This is a genomic window from Photobacterium lucens, from assembly GCF_009873615.1.
Lineage (GTDB): Bacteria > Pseudomonadota > Gammaproteobacteria > Enterobacterales > Vibrionaceae > Photobacterium > Photobacterium lucens.
Genome location: NZ_SSMG01000002.1, coordinates 40,303 through 56,561, shown reverse-complemented (window position 1 = coordinate 56,561; position 16,259 = coordinate 40,303). Strand labels below are relative to the sequence as shown.

Sequence of the window (16,259 nt, the reverse complement as noted above, 5' to 3'; positions counted from 1 at the left end):
AAGCTACCTATTTCTCAATTTGATATTATCTATCAATAATTAACCATAAAGACGTTTGGCTTCTGCTACATCTTTAACTTGCTCAATACGATTTAGGACACGGCCTAATACTTCTAAGTCCGTAAGCTCAAGCTCAAAATCCATGATCGACATTTGTTTTTTATAATCGACACGGCTCTTCATACCCGCGACTTTCACTTTTTCATTCATCAACGTATTGGTTAACTCTTTTAGCAAGCCATTACGCTCAGATGCAGTTACTCGCACCGTGATGGTGTAATTACCAACAAAACCACCGCCCCAAACAGTATCAATGATACGCTCTGGCGCATGGTGACGCAGCTCTTCTAACTGCTCACAATCCATGCGGTGGACCGAAATACCTCGACCTTGAGTAACAAAGCCTTGAATATCATCCCCCGGAATTGGCTGACAACAACGAGCAAGATGGGTCATTAGGTTATCAACGCCCTCCACCACGACGGCATCGCGTTGTGGTTTCTTATGGGTTGCCGCTTGCTTGTTGCTCGCTTCCGCCAGTTTCTCTAATAGTTGCTGATCTTCTTCTTCCGCAGTTGGCTTATTCACTAACGCATTAATATGATTAATCACCTGATTAATACGTAAATCGCCGCTACCGATCCCTGCGTATAACTCTTCAGGAGAGTTCACATTAAAGCGTTTAGCCGCATACATTTGGGCATCTTTTAATGTTGCATGGATCTTAACTAGCTCTGCTTCTAAGATCTCTTTACCAGCGATAATATTCTTATCACGATCTTGCTTACGGAACCATGCATGGACCTTGGCACGAGCACGACTGGATGTCACAAAACCTAAGTTAGGATTCAGCCAATCTCGTGACGGGTTTGGCTCTTTTTGGGTGATGATTTCAACTTGATCACCCATTTGAAGATGGTAAGTAAACGGAACAATGCGCCCTTCTACTTTCGCACCAATACAACGGTGACCCACTTCAGAGTGAATATGATAAGCAAAATCTAGCGGTGTTGCATTTGATGGTAAATCAACCACATCCCCTTTTGGGGTGAAAGCATAGACACGATCATCAAATACTTGGCTGCGTAACTCATCCAGCATTTCGCCAGAATCTGACATTTCTTCTTGCCATGCCAGTAGCTTACGTAGCCAATTGATTTTCTCATCATACGCGGATTGCGCTCCGCCTGATGCTGTACCTTCTTTGTATTTCCAGTGTGCCGCAACACCTAATTCAGATTCTTCATGCATTTGCTTGGTACGGATCTGAATTTCAATGGTTTTACCTTCAGGCCCCAATACCACGGTATGGATAGACTGGTAACCATTAGGTTTTGGATTTGCTACATAATCATCAAACTCTTTCGGCAGGTGACGGTATTTAGTGTGCACCACCCCTAATGCGGCATAACAATCTTGCAATTGATCGGCAATAATACGTACAGCACGTACATCAAACAGCTCATCAAAGGCGAGATTTTTCTTCTGCATTTTGCGCCAAATACTGTAGATGTGCTTAGGTCGCCCTTGCACTTCTGCTTTGATGTTTGACGCTTTCATGGCCTCTGATAAATCATCGACAAAATGCGTGATGTAGTCTTCACGATCGATACGACGTTCAGATAACTGTTTGGCGATTTGTTTGTAAGTATCAGGATGCTGATAACGGAAGGCGTAATCTTCAATTTCCCATTTAAGCTGACCAATACCTAATCGGTTTGCTAATGGTGCATAAATATTGGCACACTCTTGAGCTGCAGCTCGGCGCACTTCATCGGGCTCATTTTTCACTTCACGCAGATTACAAATACGCTCAGCGAGTTTGATAACGACGCAACGGAAATCATCGACCATGGAAAGCAGCATGCGACGAATATTATCGACTTGTGCCGTTTGTGCCGCTTCTTCAGCGGTTGATTTAAGCTGGCTGATCGCACACATTTGCTCTACACCTTCAACCAAATGAAGGATAGTCCCGTTATATTCCTCTTTTGTTTGCTCATGGCTGTAGCAGCCCGCTTCCACAAGAGGATATAACATAGCAGCGATCAGCGTATCGGCATCCATACTTAAGGTAACAAGAATTTCAACCATTTCACGGCCACGCCATAACAATAACGCACCGTTTTCTTGCTCAGCGACTAGCTCAGTACAACGCTGATATGTTCCTTCAATACGACTCGATACTTTCGCATCTTGACGTAAGCTCTCTACCCATGAGGCAAGCTCAAATGTAGTATTTTCCTTTAAATGCGCACCGCGAACTGCGACCATGTTTCTATCCTGTTTTCTCTCTGAATACCGATGAATGTCTTACATCACATTACTATTTTTCTTTATTGTGATTAACACTTAACAAACAACGCCATTGATTCTAAATGTCCGGTATGAGGGAACATATCCATCATGCCTAAACGTGCCAACTTATAACCTTGCTGCAACAATATTTGGCTATCACGAGCTAATGTTGCAGGATTGCATGATACGTATACCACTTTGCTTGGCGCTAAATTCACAATATGTTGCATTACGCCAGCAGCACCCGCTCGTGCTGGATCTAACAAAATTTTATCAAATTGCTCTTGAGCCCACACTAATTTCGTTACATCTTCGTCTAAATTTGCTTGATAAAATGTAGCATTATCTAGACGATTTGCGACAGCATTTGCTGTTGCGCGTGTCACCATTTCATCCACACCTTCAACACCCACCACCGCTTTAGCACGGCGTGCCAATGGTAGACTGAAGTTACCTAGACCACAGAATAGATCTAACACCCTATCTTGTGGCTGAACATCAAGCCAATTGATCGCTTGCTCTACCATTTGTAAATTCACATCACGATTAACTTGAATAAAGTCTTTTGGTGAAAACGTTAAGCGCACATCATCAATGTCATAATAAGGTTGCTCACCCATTACTTGCTCAAGTTCATCTGAAGATGGGGCTAAAAACAGCATGAGCTGATGCTCAGTCGCAAAGGCTTTAATTGCAGCAAGATCTTTGTCATTAAAAGACTGTAAGTGACGGATTAACAATACCCGACCATTATCAGCATTCACCAATTCAACATGACCCAAATGTTTGCGCCCTTTTAAGCTAGATAACAAGGTGCGTAATGCGGGTAGTAAGCTGTCTAACTCCGTTGCAAGCACAGGGCATGCGCTCACATCGACAATGTCTTTACTCTGCTTTTTACGAAAGCCAAAGACCATCTGTCCATTCGGTAACATACGGATGCTAAAACGTGCGCAACGACGATAATGCTCGCTTTGTCCAACGATAGGTGCGACTTGGCTTGTTCCTTCTCCTGTGATGGCAAACTTTTCCATCAGTTCAGTTAATGCCTGCTGTTTGGCGATAACTTGACCTTGGTGGGATAAATGCTGCAAGTTACAGCCGCCACACTGGTCATAGATCGGACAATGAGGTTTAATACGCGCAGAGCTGTCTTTTAAACGTTTGATCACGCGAGCACGGGCATAATTCTTTTTATCTTCCGTCAATTGAACAACCACAGTTTCATCCGGTAATGCGCCGTCGATAAAGACAGGTTTATTGTTCAAATGGCCGATGCCAGCGCCGAGGTGATCTAAACGGCTAATTGTTATTTCTTTATGCTTGGTATCGGTTTTACGTTTTTGAGGCTTAAAAAAGCGTGCCATAAAATTTTGCTCACTGTTCAGACATTGAGTGTTTGTCGAAGAGCGCTAGATTCTTTAACCTAGTGCCACAGATGGGAGCTAATTCTCCCATAGATTTGTCTGCTTGTAATTAAGAGAACCATGACCAGATATGGACTTCGTGCCAGAGTCTTCACTCTGACATTAGCACCTACACTTATTATCGGCTTATTATTAAGCGCATTTTTTACCATGAGCCGTTATCAGGATCTGGAACATCAGCTTATTTCGACCGGTGCAAGTATCATTGAACCCCTCGCTATTTCTGCTGAATACGGCATGACGGAAAAGAACCGAGAAGCCATTCGTCGGCTAATTGGTTACACCCATAGAAAGCATTCTGACATTATTCGCAGCATCGCTGTTTTTGATAATCACAACCATATTTTCGCAACATCTAACTTTCACCGTAACTTTGAATCCTTCATGTATCCCGAAGGAAAGCCAATCCCTCGGCTACTCGATACCCAGCTAACCGACAATACTTTAATACTCCGTGCGCCTATTTTAACTGAAGGGCAGTTTGGCTCGAATGTCGGCAGTGATATGCGTGGTAAAGCCTTGGGTTACATTGCTATTGAATTAGATCTGAGCTCACTTCGCTTACAACAGTACCAAGAAGTCTTCACTGCCTTAATGGTATTGCTGTTAGGTTTAACCTTATCATCGCTTTTTGCCTATCGCTTAATGCAGGACGTAACGCAACCTATCTCGCATATGATCAGCGTCGTTGATAGGATCCGTCGCGGTCACCTCGATATCCGAATTGAAGGTCGCCTATTAGGTGAGCTTGATACGCTGAAAAATGGTATTAACGCCATGGCTATTTCCTTATCGGAATACCACATAGAGATGCAACAAAGTATCGACCAAGCCACCTCAGATTTGCGTGAAACTCTTGAGCAGCTTGAAATTCAAAACGTTGAGTTAGACATCGCTAAAAAACGAGCTCAAGAAGCGGCACGCGTGAAGTCAGAGTTTTTGGCTAATATGTCCCACGAATTACGTACACCACTAAACGGTGTGATTGGCTTTACCCGCCAGATGCTAAAAACCAAGCTCAATACCAGCCAGAAAGATTATCTGTTAACCATTGAGAACTCAGCCAATAACCTGCTTACCATCATCAATGACATTCTTGATTTCTCGAAACTGGAAGCAGGTAAGTTGTTACTGGAAAATATTCCATTCGACTTTACTGATTCTCTCGATGAAGTGATGCGTTTGCTTGCACCTAGTGCCCATGAAAAAGGTCTTGAGCTAACGCTGAAAATCGATAACCGCATTCCACCAGGCTTGATTGGTGATCCACTGCGTATTCAGCAAGTGGTGACTAACTTAATTGGTAATGCGGTGAAATTTACTGAACACGGTAACATTGATGTGTCAGTTGAACTGAAATCAGAGATCGATAACAACATCGAGCTGCAATTTATGGTGCGTGATACTGGTATCGGTATTTCTGAACGTCAACAAGCACAGTTATTCCAAGCCTTTAGCCAAGCTGATGCGAGTATTTCTCGTCGTTATGGCGGCACGGGGTTAGGTTTGGTGATCACCCAGAAACTGGTCAGCCAAATGGGCGGTGAAGTGAGCTTAACCAGTCGCTTACACCAAGGTTCGACCTTCTGGTTCACTATCAAGATGAACAAAACAGATCTGCCTGTATCCCAACCGATTGATACCACTTCGCTTGAAGGTAAGTCATTACTTCTGGTTGAAGCCAACATGCAAGCCGCATCCGTGATCCAGCAACGTCTCATGTTAGCTGGTGTGCATGTCACTTACCGCGCTTCGATGCCAGATGATCTGGATCGCCATGACTTTGCCCTATTGTGTTTATCACCGGGTGAGCAACCACCACTACCAGTCATACTCAATGATGTATTTAAAGCCGAACAAACCGCTGAAAAAGTCTTGGTTTGCTTACCGACAACAGAGCTTGCACTCTCAGAAAAACTAACCCAAACCGGTGTTTATGCTTGTCTTGGTAAACCACTGGCGCAGCGTAAATTGTTTGAAGCCTTATGTGATAATGATGATGAGCTCATCAGTGAGTTGGAAGTTCCATTATTACCAACCACCGCAGAAACGCTGCAACCACTAACGGTGATGGCCGTTGATGATAACCCTGCGAACTTGAAGCTAATCTCCGCCCTGCTCGGTGAGCGAGTGGAAACGGTTATTACCGCAACTGGTGGTAAAAAGGCTGTTGAGTACGCCCAGAATAAAGCTTTTGATTTGATCTTTATGGACATTCAAATGCCGGAAATGGACGGCGTTACAGCATGTCAGAAAATCCATGAAACAGCGCTGAATAAAAATACCCCAGTAATTGCCGTAACAGCCCATGCCATGGCTGGCGAGCGCGAGCGTTTAATTAATGCAGGTATGGATGATTATCTGACTAAGCCTCTGGAAGAGCACATTTTGCAACAGATCTTAGCTAAATGGATTGCACCAACAGCCTCACAAGCTAATACAGCTTTAAACAGTCGAGCACCTGTCACGCTTGAAGGGAAGATAGAAAACGTACCAGCAGTACCCGTGGTTGCTAATAATAATATCAGTTTTGACTGGGATTTAGCGCTTAAACAAGCCGCAGGTAAGCCAGATTTAGCCCATGACATGCTACAAATGCTGCTCGACTTTATGCCAGAAGTGGAAATGCTGGTTAATGAAGCATTAGACGGTAAAGATGTGGATCTATGGCCACCGATCCACAAACTCCACGGTAGCTGTGCTTACAGTGGTGTTCCTCGCTTGAAAAACCTCTGTTCAGAAATCGAAACCGCACTAAAAGCCGATGCGACCATTGATGATGTTGAGCCAGAGTTACTCGAGTTGATTGATGAAATGGATAATATCGTTAAAGCATCGAAAGATTATCGACACTAACAAGTGCTCATTTTAAGATCAAAAAAGCGGTAGCCAAAACTACCGCCTTTTTATTATATCTCGCTATGACCTATCAGAGCATGAACACTAGCTTTCTAGAATCACCGTTGCCACCGCATAACGACGCTCATCAGCTATCGTTAAATGGACATGATTCACCCCCATCATCTGCGCTAGCTCTTGCGCCTTACCTGATAATGTAAGCAAGGGTTTACCACGCTCATCATTGGTGACAGTAAAATCTTGAAAAGACACACCACAGGCAATACCAGTACCTAGTGCTTTCGATGCCGCTTCTTTAACTGCAAAACGCTTGGCGAGAAAACGGCCTTTCAGCTTAAGCTCTTGATAACGTTCAAGCTCAGAGTCAGACAAGATCTTATTAGCAAACGCCTCACCTGAACGAGTCAGTACCTTCTCTACTCGTTCAATTTCAGCAATGTCTGTCCCTAAACCTAAAATAGCCATTAACGACGTGCTTCCTGCATTAAGTCACGCATATCAGCAACGGCTTTTTCTAAACCATCAAACATGGCACGTCCCATAATTGAGTGGCCAATATTTAGCTCGTAAAGCTCCGGCAACGCTGCAATCGGTTTTACATTGTGATACGTCAGACCATGACCTGCATTCACTTTGATGCCTAAATCATGAGCGTAGCTCGCGCCTGCTGAAATTTTCTTCAACTCATCCAATTGCGCTTCTTCTGTTGCTGCCTCTGCATATTGACCCGTATGCAGCTCAATAAATGGCGCACCACAAGCATGTGCCGCATCAATTTGCGCGCGATCAGCATCGATAAACAGAGACACTTTGATCCCAGCTGCAGTGAGTTTTTCTGTTGCCGCTTTTACTTTCTCAAGCTGACCTGCCACATCCAAGCCACCTTCAGTGGTGAGCTCTTCACGCTTTTCTGGCACCAAGCAAACATATTCAGGTTTCACTTCCAAGGCGATAGCAAGCATTTCATCAGTGACAGCCATTTCTAAGTTCATACGGGTTTGAATCGTCTCACGTAGAATGCGCACGTCACGATCATTAATGTGTCGACGATCTTCTCGCAAATGGATAGTAATACCATCAGCGCCTGCACGCTCTGCCACTTCTGCTGCATGAACAGGATCCGGGTAACGTGTGCCACGGGCATTACGTAATGTGGCAATATGATCAATGTTCACGCCGAGTAGTATGTTGTTCATGTTCCGATTCTCCTTCCTCGCGGGATAAACAATTCCCGGCTTTTTAATGGCTTAGAACCAAGATACGGTTTTAATGCCATCCTTGTAAATCGTTTTGCTGCACGCAATTGCTCTGGGGTTTCAAATCGCCTAGCTGCAATGGCTTTAAGCTCATTACCTCTAAACGTCATTTGCCCAATCTTCATTGAAGCAATAAACCCTTGCTGTTCACGATAGTTATAGGTCATATCATCTTCAACACCTAATCCGCTACCAGCACAATGAAGAAAATCAATGCCATAGCCAAGGTGATGAAGCAGTGAAAGCTCGAAGCGACGCAAAGCAGGCTCTGGGTTATCCGCTTGTGCCAGCTCTCGCAGCACATTCAAATAATCCAGAAACAACTGAGGATACGGGGTGTGATTGCCTAAGACTCGCACTAGGATTTCGTTCACGTACATCGCTGAATATAAAATATAGCTACGCATCGGTAAACCAATACTAATGGGCTCAGCATGAGTGAGAACAGGCATCGCGCCTTTGCCACTCCACTTCATAAACAAGGGAGTAAAAGGTTGCAGTGTGCCTTTAAGATTAGAACGCTTACGACGAGCGCCTTTAGAGAGAAGAGTAAGACGGCCATGATCCTCACTGAATACGTCAAGGATCAGGCTCGTCTCACTATAGGGACGAGAATGAAGGACAAAACAACGCTGTAGCCCTTCCATTACTACCCTTATAAGTCGTCGATGTAACCAAGGCTACGCAGTGCACGTTCGTCATCTGCCCAACCTGATTTCACTTTAACCCATAGTTCAAGGTAAACCTTACGTTCAAACAAGTCTTCCATGTCTAAACGGGCTTCACGACCGATCACTTTGATCTTATCGCCGCCTTTACCAATCACCATTTTCTTCTGGCCTTTACGCTCAACCAGAATCAAACCGTTGATATCAAAACCATCAGTTTCTGGGTTATAGTCGAATCGTTCGATTTCAACCGTTACCGAATATGGCAATTCATCACCCGTAAAACGCATTAGCTTTTCACGAATAATTTCAGACGCCATAAAACGCTGAGAGCGATCGGTTACGTATTCTTCAGGGAAGTAGTACTCACATTCAGGTAAGTGCTCACGTACGATCTTCTCTACCGCATCAATGTTAGTGCCATGCTTTGCTGACACAGGAACCACATCAACAAATTCCATCTTGCTTGCAAGCTCTTGCAAGTGTGGGAATAGTTCATGCTTATCTTTAACATTATCAACCTTGTTAACCAATAACACTGTTGGTAACTGACTTTTCGCCAGCTTGTTTAATACCATCTCATCGTCATCAGTCCACATGGTGCCATCGACAAGGAACAATACTAATTCAACATCAGTTAATGAACTGCTTGCAGCACGGTTCATTAAACGGTTAATCGTACGTTTTTCTTCGATGTGTAATCCTGGGGTATCAACGTATACAGCTTGGTAGCCATCACGTGTGTCTACACCCATGATACGGTGGCGCGTAGTTTGTGGTTTACGAGAAGTAATAGATAGCTTCTGTCCCACTAAACGGTTTAGCAAGGTTGATTTACCGACATTCGGTCGACCAACAATGGCAATAAAGCCACAATGTTGTTTATCTGTCATGATTCCAACTGATTTAGTGCAAGTTCTGCTGCTGCCTGCTCTGCCTTGCGCCGACTGCCGCCTTTGCCGATCACAGGCTTATCCAAACCTGTTACGTCACATTGTACCGTGAACTCTTGGTTATGAGCTTCACCTTGTACCTTAATTACAGTATATGCAGGTAGCGGTAAACGGCGACCTTGTAAGCACTCTTGCAAGCGAGTCTTAGGGTCTTTTTGATTGATGCCTGGCTCAATCGTTTCAAGGCGTGTTTTATACCAAGTCAGTACGATTTGGCGTACTGTTTCGATATCGCTATCTAGGTAAATTGCGCCAATGATTGCTTCAACACAGTCCGCTAGAATTGAATCACGACGGAAACCGCCACTCTTTAATTCGCCTGGGCCAAGTAGCAGGTGATCGCCTAGTTCGAATTCACGACCTAGCTCTGCCAATGTTTTGCCACGAACCAATGTTGCACGCATTCGGCTCATATCACCTTCATCCACTGAAGGAAAACGGTGATATAAGTCATCAGCAACAACAAAGCTTAAAATAGAATCGCCAAGAAATTCTAAACGCTCATTGTGATTGCCATTAGCACTGCGATGTGTCAGTGCTAATGTCATCAACTCACTTTTATTAAATTGGTAGCCCAGCTTACGCTGAAGCCTATTCGCTGGAGTTGTCATTTTCTCTCGATTATTTAATGCTACCGATACGATTGAAACGTACGCCGGTAGGGATCCAAGATGGAAGTACACTATCTGCTTTTCGATCAAATTCAAAACTGATCCAAATAGCCACCGCCTTGCCAACTAAGTTCGCTTCTGGCACAAAGCCCCAGTAACGACTGTCAGCACTATTGTCACGGTTATCACCCATAACAAAATAGTTTCCTTCTGGCACAACCCACTCACCTATGCCTGGACGAGGCTCATAAGCCATACGACGATCACGACGTAATGGGTTGATCAGAATGTGATGATTCACATCACCTAATTGTTCGTTAAATTGCACTAAACGCGCCATGCCTTGAGTAAATTCGCTATCTGTCATATCAGTCAGTTTTACTGGCTTACATACAGATGTGCCTTTAGGCTGGATACACAATTGCTTGTCTTCACTGTAACGAACAGTATCGCCAGGTAGACCAACAACACGCTTAATGTAGTCAATCTTTGGTTGTGGCGGGAATTTAAATACCACCACGTCACCGCGCTTAGGCTCGCCCGTGCTTACGATTTTATCGTGGAAAACAGGATCACGTAGGCCATAAGCAAATTTTTCTACCAGAATAAAATCACCTACGTATAGCGTTGGAAGCATTGATTCTGATGGAATTTGAAAAGGTTCATAAATGAAAGAGCGGAATACCATGATCAATGCAATCACAGGGAACATTGAACTTGCAGATTCAACCCATGCAGGTTGTGGCGCAACACTTTCTAGCGTTTTTGCATCAACTTGACCACCAGATTGCTCAGCAGCTGCTGCGATTTTTAATTTGCGCTTTGGTGCCCATACAAACTTGTCGAGTGCCCAAATGATACCCGTCACTAGCGTGGCTAGTACGAGGATCAACGAAAATGTATTTGCCATGTTATTCCTTATGTTATTTCGATCAACAACGCATTTGTTGACCTGCTCTGCCCCATTTAGAGCGTCAGAGTAAAAGAAAGTGCCATTTAATTAATAAATAAGCACTTTCTTATCGTTTCGAACTCTTGCTAGCTAAAGATGATTACTTATCTTTACCCACATGAAGAATTGCAAGGAACGCTTCTTGAGGCAGTTCAACGTTACCGATCTGCTTCATACGTTTCTTACCTTCTTTCTGTTTCTGCAACAGTTTCTTCTTACGGCTCACGTCACCACCGTAACATTTCGCGATTACGTTCTTACGTAACTGCTTCACTGTTGAACGTGCAATGATGTGGTTACCGATAGCTGCCTGAATCGCGATATCGAACATTTGGCGAGGAATGAATTCTTTCATCTTCTCAACCAAGTCACGACCACGACCTTGAGAGTTATCTTTGTGCGTGATAATCGCTAGGGCATCAACACGATCGCCGTTTAGTAGAATATCAACACGAACCATGTCTGACTCTTCGTAACGCTGGAAGTTGTAATCCAGTGATGCATAACCACGAGAAGTCGACTTTAGACGGTCGAAGAAATCCAGTACCACTTCTGACATTGGAATGTCGTAAGTCAGTGCAACTTGGTTACCGTGGTAAACCATGTCTACCTGCGAGCCACGTTTTTCCACACACAATGTGATCACGTTACCTAGGTAATCACTTGGTACTAGGATATTACAACGTGCAATCGGCTCACCGATCACTTCAATATCGTTAACTGCTGGCAGCTTAGCTGGGCTATCAACGTACAGTGTTGTACCGTCAGTTTTCTTCACTTCATACACTACAGTCGGTGCTGTGGTGATGAGATCTAGGTTGTATTCACGCTCAAGACGTTCTTGGATGATCTCCATGTGCAGCATACCCAAGAAGCCACAACGGAAACCAAAACCTAGTGCTGATGAGCTTTCTGGCTCATAGAACAATGATGCATCGTTTAGGCTCAGTTTACCTAGTGCATCACGGAAGTTTTCATAATCGTCAGACGATACAGGGAATAGACCAGCGTAAACCTGTGGTTTCACTTTTTGGAAACCAGGTAGCGGTTTTTCACAGCCATTCTTTGCAAGTGTTAATGTATCACCTACAGGTGCGCCTAGGATGTCTTTAATACCACAAACAACCCAGCCCACTTCGCCTGTGTTTAATTCGGTTTTATCCACTTGTTTTGGTGTGAAGATACCTAAACGGTCAACACCCCAAACTTGACCTGTGGTCATTACTTTGATCTTGTCATTCTTCTTCAGTTTACCGTTCTTAATACGAACCAAAGAAACAACACCTAAGTAGTTATCGAACCATGAGTCAATAATCAGTGCTTGTAGTGGCGCTTCAGGATCACCTTCCGGTGCAGGAATTGCTTCTACAATTTTTTCAAGTACGTCATCAACGCCTAGGCCGGTTTTCGCTGAACAGCGAACCGCATCAATAGCATCGATACCAACAATTTCTTCAATTTCTTCTGATACACGCTCTGGTTCAGCAGCAGGTAAGTCAATCTTGTTTAGGATTGGCACTACTTCTAAGTCCATTTCGATAGCTGTATAACAGTTAGCTAGCGTCTGAGCTTCTACACCTTGACCAGCATCAACCACCAGCAATGCGCCTTCACAAGCTGCAAGTGAACGTGATACTTCGTATGAGAAGTCAACGTGTCCCGGTGTGTCGATAAAGTTTAATTGATAAGTCTCACCATCTTTAGCCGTGTAATCGAGCGTCACGCTCTGGGCTTTGATAGTAATACCGCGTTCGCGTTCAAGATCCATGGAATCCAAAACCTGCGCAGCCATTTCTCGATCAGAAAGGCCGCCACAAACTTGAATTAGACGGTCGGATAAGGTCGACTTACCATGGTCGATATGTGCGATAATCGAAAAGTTACGAATGTGCTTCATGAATTGGCGTGACTAGCTCGTGATTAAAATGAATGGGATCTTACGATCAAGTTGTCGGATTCTACCGAATTTAAACGCTACTCGCTATCTTTCGATGCGGCATTTATCAGCTTATCTGATGAAATCGGTGCGCCGAGAACTCGAATAAGGGTTGGCTTATAGGCAGAATTACCCTCTAAACGTTTGGCGTAGTATCGTGCAATAAGTAATCCAACAGTGGTAGCTATCGCTGCAGAGCCAATAACACCTAGCTCATTACTTCCCGCTAAATCAATAAATACCCATTGCCCTAGAGCACTACCCAAAACTAAAAATAGCAGTGGTAGCATATAAACTAATAGCGCGGAGCTTAACATACTTCGCTCGGATAAACCGATTTCTACCACTTGCCCAATAGTTAACGGGGATTTGGTCATGATTTTTATATCATGAACACGACCAGGTATTGCTTTACTCACAATACCCGTACCGCAACTCTCCCGTGATGCACAATGACCACAGCTGGTTTGTTGCTGGCAACTGACTGTTACCGCCCCTTTATCCACTGCCGTCACTGTTGCTAACGTGCGCATCATTACTGATTACCTACTCCAGCCTTTGCTTGTGTACCTTTAGTGTTATCGAAAGTCACACTTTCTGCAATTTGTCGTGCAGTGGACGGTGGAATATCCCCCACTACAGTAATTTCTTTATTGTCTTTAACAATATTGCTTAATGTACGACGACCTTGACGAACTAACTGACCACTTATTGCGTAACTATCAATATCTGACACATACACAGAGAAGCTAAACAAACCATCGCTGTACATACGACTTTCAACAGGACGCTCAGTAATCAATACACGATGGCGATCCCCTGAAATCAACTTAAAACCATCTGGTAACCATGACACTTTCCAGTCAAGGTTCGCTTTTTTCTGAATAAGTAGCTTCAGCACTTCAGGTAATTTCACTGCTTTCAGTTTACTTAGCATTTCAGCGACTTTAGGATTCACCGCGTAAGAGACTGCACGGAACTGCTCTAATAAGTCACCATTACGATCCAATAAATCAGCACGCATCACTAAATGGCTTAGTTGATCAATCCACACTAAATAAGAGTAACGAGCACCGTCTTTCGGCGCAATGCGTACTACATCGCAAGTCACGCCCGCTTCACGAGCACGCCCCATGGAAATAAAATCGTAGTAATGGGCTAAGTCTTTAATGTCGACTTTCATTAATGGCATTACAGGCGCGACCATTTTATTGCTGATCACTGTAAATGGATCAAGCCCTGGCTCGAAGTAACTCACTTCGTTACCACGCTGAATAACCTCTTGAGGAGGGCCACTTAAATACAATAAATGGCTATACCCTTGTCCATCTTCAAGCGCATGACGATAACGCAGGGTATCAATACTGTTCTTTTTTACTCTGATATAAGAGATTTCGTAACTCAGCGCTTGGCTTGCCTGCTCCATTTGAAGCAACAAAGCCTCTGCCGAAGGCTTTTCAGCTTCAGCAGAGGCTTGGAGTGGCAATAGCAGGCTGACCAATGCAACGGCACCGACCAGAATTTTTTTCATTAATCCGCCACAGAATGATTTTGTTGAAGTAAAGAGTGATCCAAACTGCCATCTTGGGCGTTGAAGCGCAATCGCAGTTCGTAATCTTGCAGCATAGCGTTAATACGACGGCGCTGCTCCATTAACTGAGCTTCAGTTGGTGCACGGTTCGTATCTGCTTCCATACTGGTATTTAAACTTACCGGTTCCGCTTTACCTGTAAACGGAATGGTTTGTAATACTGGGACGTCATTACCTGTTGAGCTTGATGCATTATCGCCACCGTCATACTGTTGAACGCCAACAATCACAGCTAAAGAGACACAAGCCGCAACGGCCACTTGGCCAAATTGGGTCAGCCATGCAGGTAAAGTGCGCTTGGCTTTAAATGGTGTCGGTTGCTCTTCAATTGTTTGTTGTGTTGATACAGAAACCACTTCAACTGGTGTTTCAATTGCACCAACAGAATGGGCAGGTTCATCGTCTAGCGCTAACGCGACATTCGCTGCAATATTCCATTCCTTGCATTGCGGAGCATCACCTCGCATGACGTCACCAATTAACGAGTAATCGCGCCATGTCAGCTCATCTTCTTTGTCAACAGTCAGCGCATTAATAATGCTCTGATCTAGCTCTTCGCCATCAAATAGTGCGGAGATCTTTTCTTTATCAGCCATTTTTTCCACCGTTGGGTGCAACATCATTGCTGCATGAGAGGACGGATACGTTTTTCAACCGCCTCACGTGCACGGAATATACGAGAACGAACTGTCCCTACAGGACATCCCATCACTTCAGCAATTTCCTCATAACTTAGACCATCCAGTTCACGTAATGAGATTGCGGTTTTGAGATCGTCAGGTAGCGCTTCAATCGTGCTAAAAACAACTCGCTTCAATTCATCTGACAACATTTGGTTCTCAGGGTTCGAAATTTCTTTCATCGCGCTACCACTTTCATAGTATTCCGCTTCTTCTGCATCTACGTCAGATGCAGGCGGTCGGCGTCCCTGAGCGACTAAATAGTTTTTTGCCGTATTTACTGCAATACGGTAGAGCCAAGTATAGAAGGCACTTTCACCACGGAATGTTGGCAATGCACGGTACGCTTTGATAAACGCTTCCTGTGCCACATCTGGCACATCACCAGAATTGCTGACATAGCGCGATACAAGGTTACAAACTTTATTCTGGTATTTAATAACCAGAAGGTTGAAAGCTTGCTTATCTCCCCGCTGTACTCGCTCGATTAATACCTGATCAGTTTGCTGCTCGCTCATTCGAGCGTGTACTCCTATATCTGTCTTTACTCAATATTGCATTAGCAAAATAGAGCCACCCATACTTGTGTAAAGTGCTCTACTAAAAATGCTATATCATGATTTATTTGGTGTGGTAGCCCTAACAAGCCAAGTGTCACCTTAAATAAATCATTGAGTTATGAAATATTTATGAGCATGAGCACTATTTATGACCGGAGGATAATGGCAAAGTTCCTACGCCCACAAAATAAATTCAGCTTATTATTAACTTTTTTCTATCACTGTGACTGATGTACAAAACACCACATTAGATGCATCTTACCCTAATTAATGATACTAACGGGCTTTTCACTACGAAAAAAGCAAAATTAATGACAACTTTAGGGATTATTGCTTGATATAACTTTTTTATCCCAGCCTCTACCTTAGCCGTATCAGTGATAAGAGTCATAAGTAGAAAGAAAATGAATAAAATATAGTAGTCCAATTAACAAACTACTCGATTATTTGTCATACAATAAATGTGCG

At 43.8% G+C, this 16,259-nt stretch carries 14 protein-coding genes; 1 reads left to right on the top strand and 13 read right to left on the bottom strand.

Features of this window, described 5'->3' with window-relative positions; translation table 11 throughout:
- Positions 1 to 39 precede the first annotated feature (39 nt).
- Positions 40 to 2,274 carry a GTP diphosphokinase gene (relA, locus tag E5A76_RS00690; RefSeq protein WP_053987313.1) on the bottom strand — a complete coding sequence of 745 codons (2,235 nt, stop codon included), beginning with the start codon at positions 2,272 to 2,274 and terminating at the stop codon, positions 40 to 42.
- A 71-nt stretch (positions 2,275 to 2,345) separates the two neighbouring features.
- Entirely contained in the window at positions 2,346 to 3,665 is a 1,320-nt protein-coding gene (gene rlmD, locus E5A76_RS00685) for a 23S rRNA (uracil(1939)-C(5))-methyltransferase RlmD (RefSeq protein ID WP_161117806.1), read from the bottom strand.
- 120 nt (positions 3,666 to 3,785) lie between these two features.
- Here rlmD and barA point away from each other — a divergent pair, with 120 nt between their 5' ends.
- Entirely contained in the window at positions 3,786 to 6,581 is a 2,796-nt protein-coding gene (gene barA, locus E5A76_RS00680; protein WP_161117805.1) for a two-component sensor histidine kinase BarA, read from the top strand.
- 87 nt (positions 6,582 to 6,668) lie between these two features.
- On the opposite strand, the gene acpS is transcribed toward barA, so the two are convergent.
- From acpS to rpoE, 11 genes are all read right to left on the bottom strand, one after another.
- Positions 6,669 to 7,049 carry a holo-ACP synthase gene (acpS, locus tag E5A76_RS00675; RefSeq protein WP_053987310.1) on the bottom strand — a complete coding sequence of 127 codons (381 nt, stop codon included), beginning with the start codon at positions 7,047 to 7,049 and terminating at the stop codon, positions 6,669 to 6,671.
- A complete protein-coding gene (gene pdxJ / locus E5A76_RS00670; RefSeq protein WP_053987309.1) occupies positions 7,049 to 7,780 on the bottom strand; it encodes a pyridoxine 5'-phosphate synthase in 732 nt (243 codons plus the stop codon). The genes acpS and pdxJ overlap by 1 nt, the downstream gene beginning before the upstream one ends.
- The gene (gene recO / locus E5A76_RS00665; protein ID WP_053987308.1) at positions 7,777 to 8,487 is read right to left on the bottom strand and encodes a DNA repair protein RecO; all 711 of its coding nucleotides are present in this window, start codon (positions 8,485 to 8,487) and stop codon (positions 7,777 to 7,779) included. Before recO ends, pdxJ begins: the two co-directional genes overlap by 4 nt.
- An 8-nt stretch (positions 8,488 to 8,495) precedes the next feature.
- Positions 8,496 to 9,401 carry a GTPase Era gene (gene era, locus E5A76_RS00660; RefSeq protein ID WP_008988005.1) on the bottom strand — a complete coding sequence of 302 codons (906 nt, stop codon included), beginning with the start codon at positions 9,399 to 9,401 and terminating at the stop codon, positions 8,496 to 8,498.
- Positions 9,398 to 10,072 (bottom strand): ribonuclease III, encoded by a 675-nt coding sequence (gene rnc / locus E5A76_RS00655; protein WP_053987307.1) that lies wholly within the window; start codon positions 10,070 to 10,072, stop codon positions 9,398 to 9,400. The genes era and rnc overlap by 4 nt, the downstream gene beginning before the upstream one ends.
- A 10-nt stretch (positions 10,073 to 10,082) precedes the next feature.
- Complete coding sequence (gene lepB, locus E5A76_RS00650; RefSeq protein WP_161117804.1) at positions 10,083 to 10,982, bottom strand: signal peptidase I; 900 nt, start codon at positions 10,980 to 10,982, stop codon at positions 10,083 to 10,085.
- A gap of 142 nt (positions 10,983 to 11,124) precedes the next feature.
- A complete protein-coding gene (lepA, locus tag E5A76_RS00645; RefSeq protein WP_053987306.1) occupies positions 11,125 to 12,921 on the bottom strand; it encodes a translation elongation factor 4 in 1,797 nt (598 codons plus the stop codon).
- Positions 12,922 to 12,998: 77 nt separating this feature from the next.
- The gene (locus E5A76_RS00640; protein WP_008988001.1) at positions 12,999 to 13,496 is read right to left on the bottom strand and encodes a SoxR reducing system RseC family protein; all 498 of its coding nucleotides are present in this window, start codon (positions 13,494 to 13,496) and stop codon (positions 12,999 to 13,001) included.
- Positions 13,496 to 14,491: a sigma-E factor regulatory protein RseB gene (gene rseB / locus E5A76_RS00635; protein ID WP_053987305.1), complete on the bottom strand. Its 996-nt coding sequence runs from the start codon at positions 14,489 to 14,491 to the stop codon at positions 13,496 to 13,498. The genes E5A76_RS00640 and rseB overlap by 1 nt, the downstream gene beginning before the upstream one ends.
- On the bottom strand, positions 14,491 to 15,147 hold the full coding sequence (locus E5A76_RS00630; protein ID WP_181319900.1) for a sigma-E factor negative regulatory protein: 657 nt from the start codon (positions 15,145 to 15,147) through the stop codon (positions 14,491 to 14,493). Before E5A76_RS00630 ends, rseB begins: the two co-directional genes overlap by 1 nt.
- A gap of 23 nt (positions 15,148 to 15,170) precedes the next feature.
- Positions 15,171 to 15,749: an RNA polymerase sigma factor RpoE gene (gene rpoE / locus E5A76_RS00625; protein ID WP_008987998.1), complete on the bottom strand. Its 579-nt coding sequence runs from the start codon at positions 15,747 to 15,749 to the stop codon at positions 15,171 to 15,173.
- Positions 15,750 to 16,259: the final 510 nt, after the last annotated feature.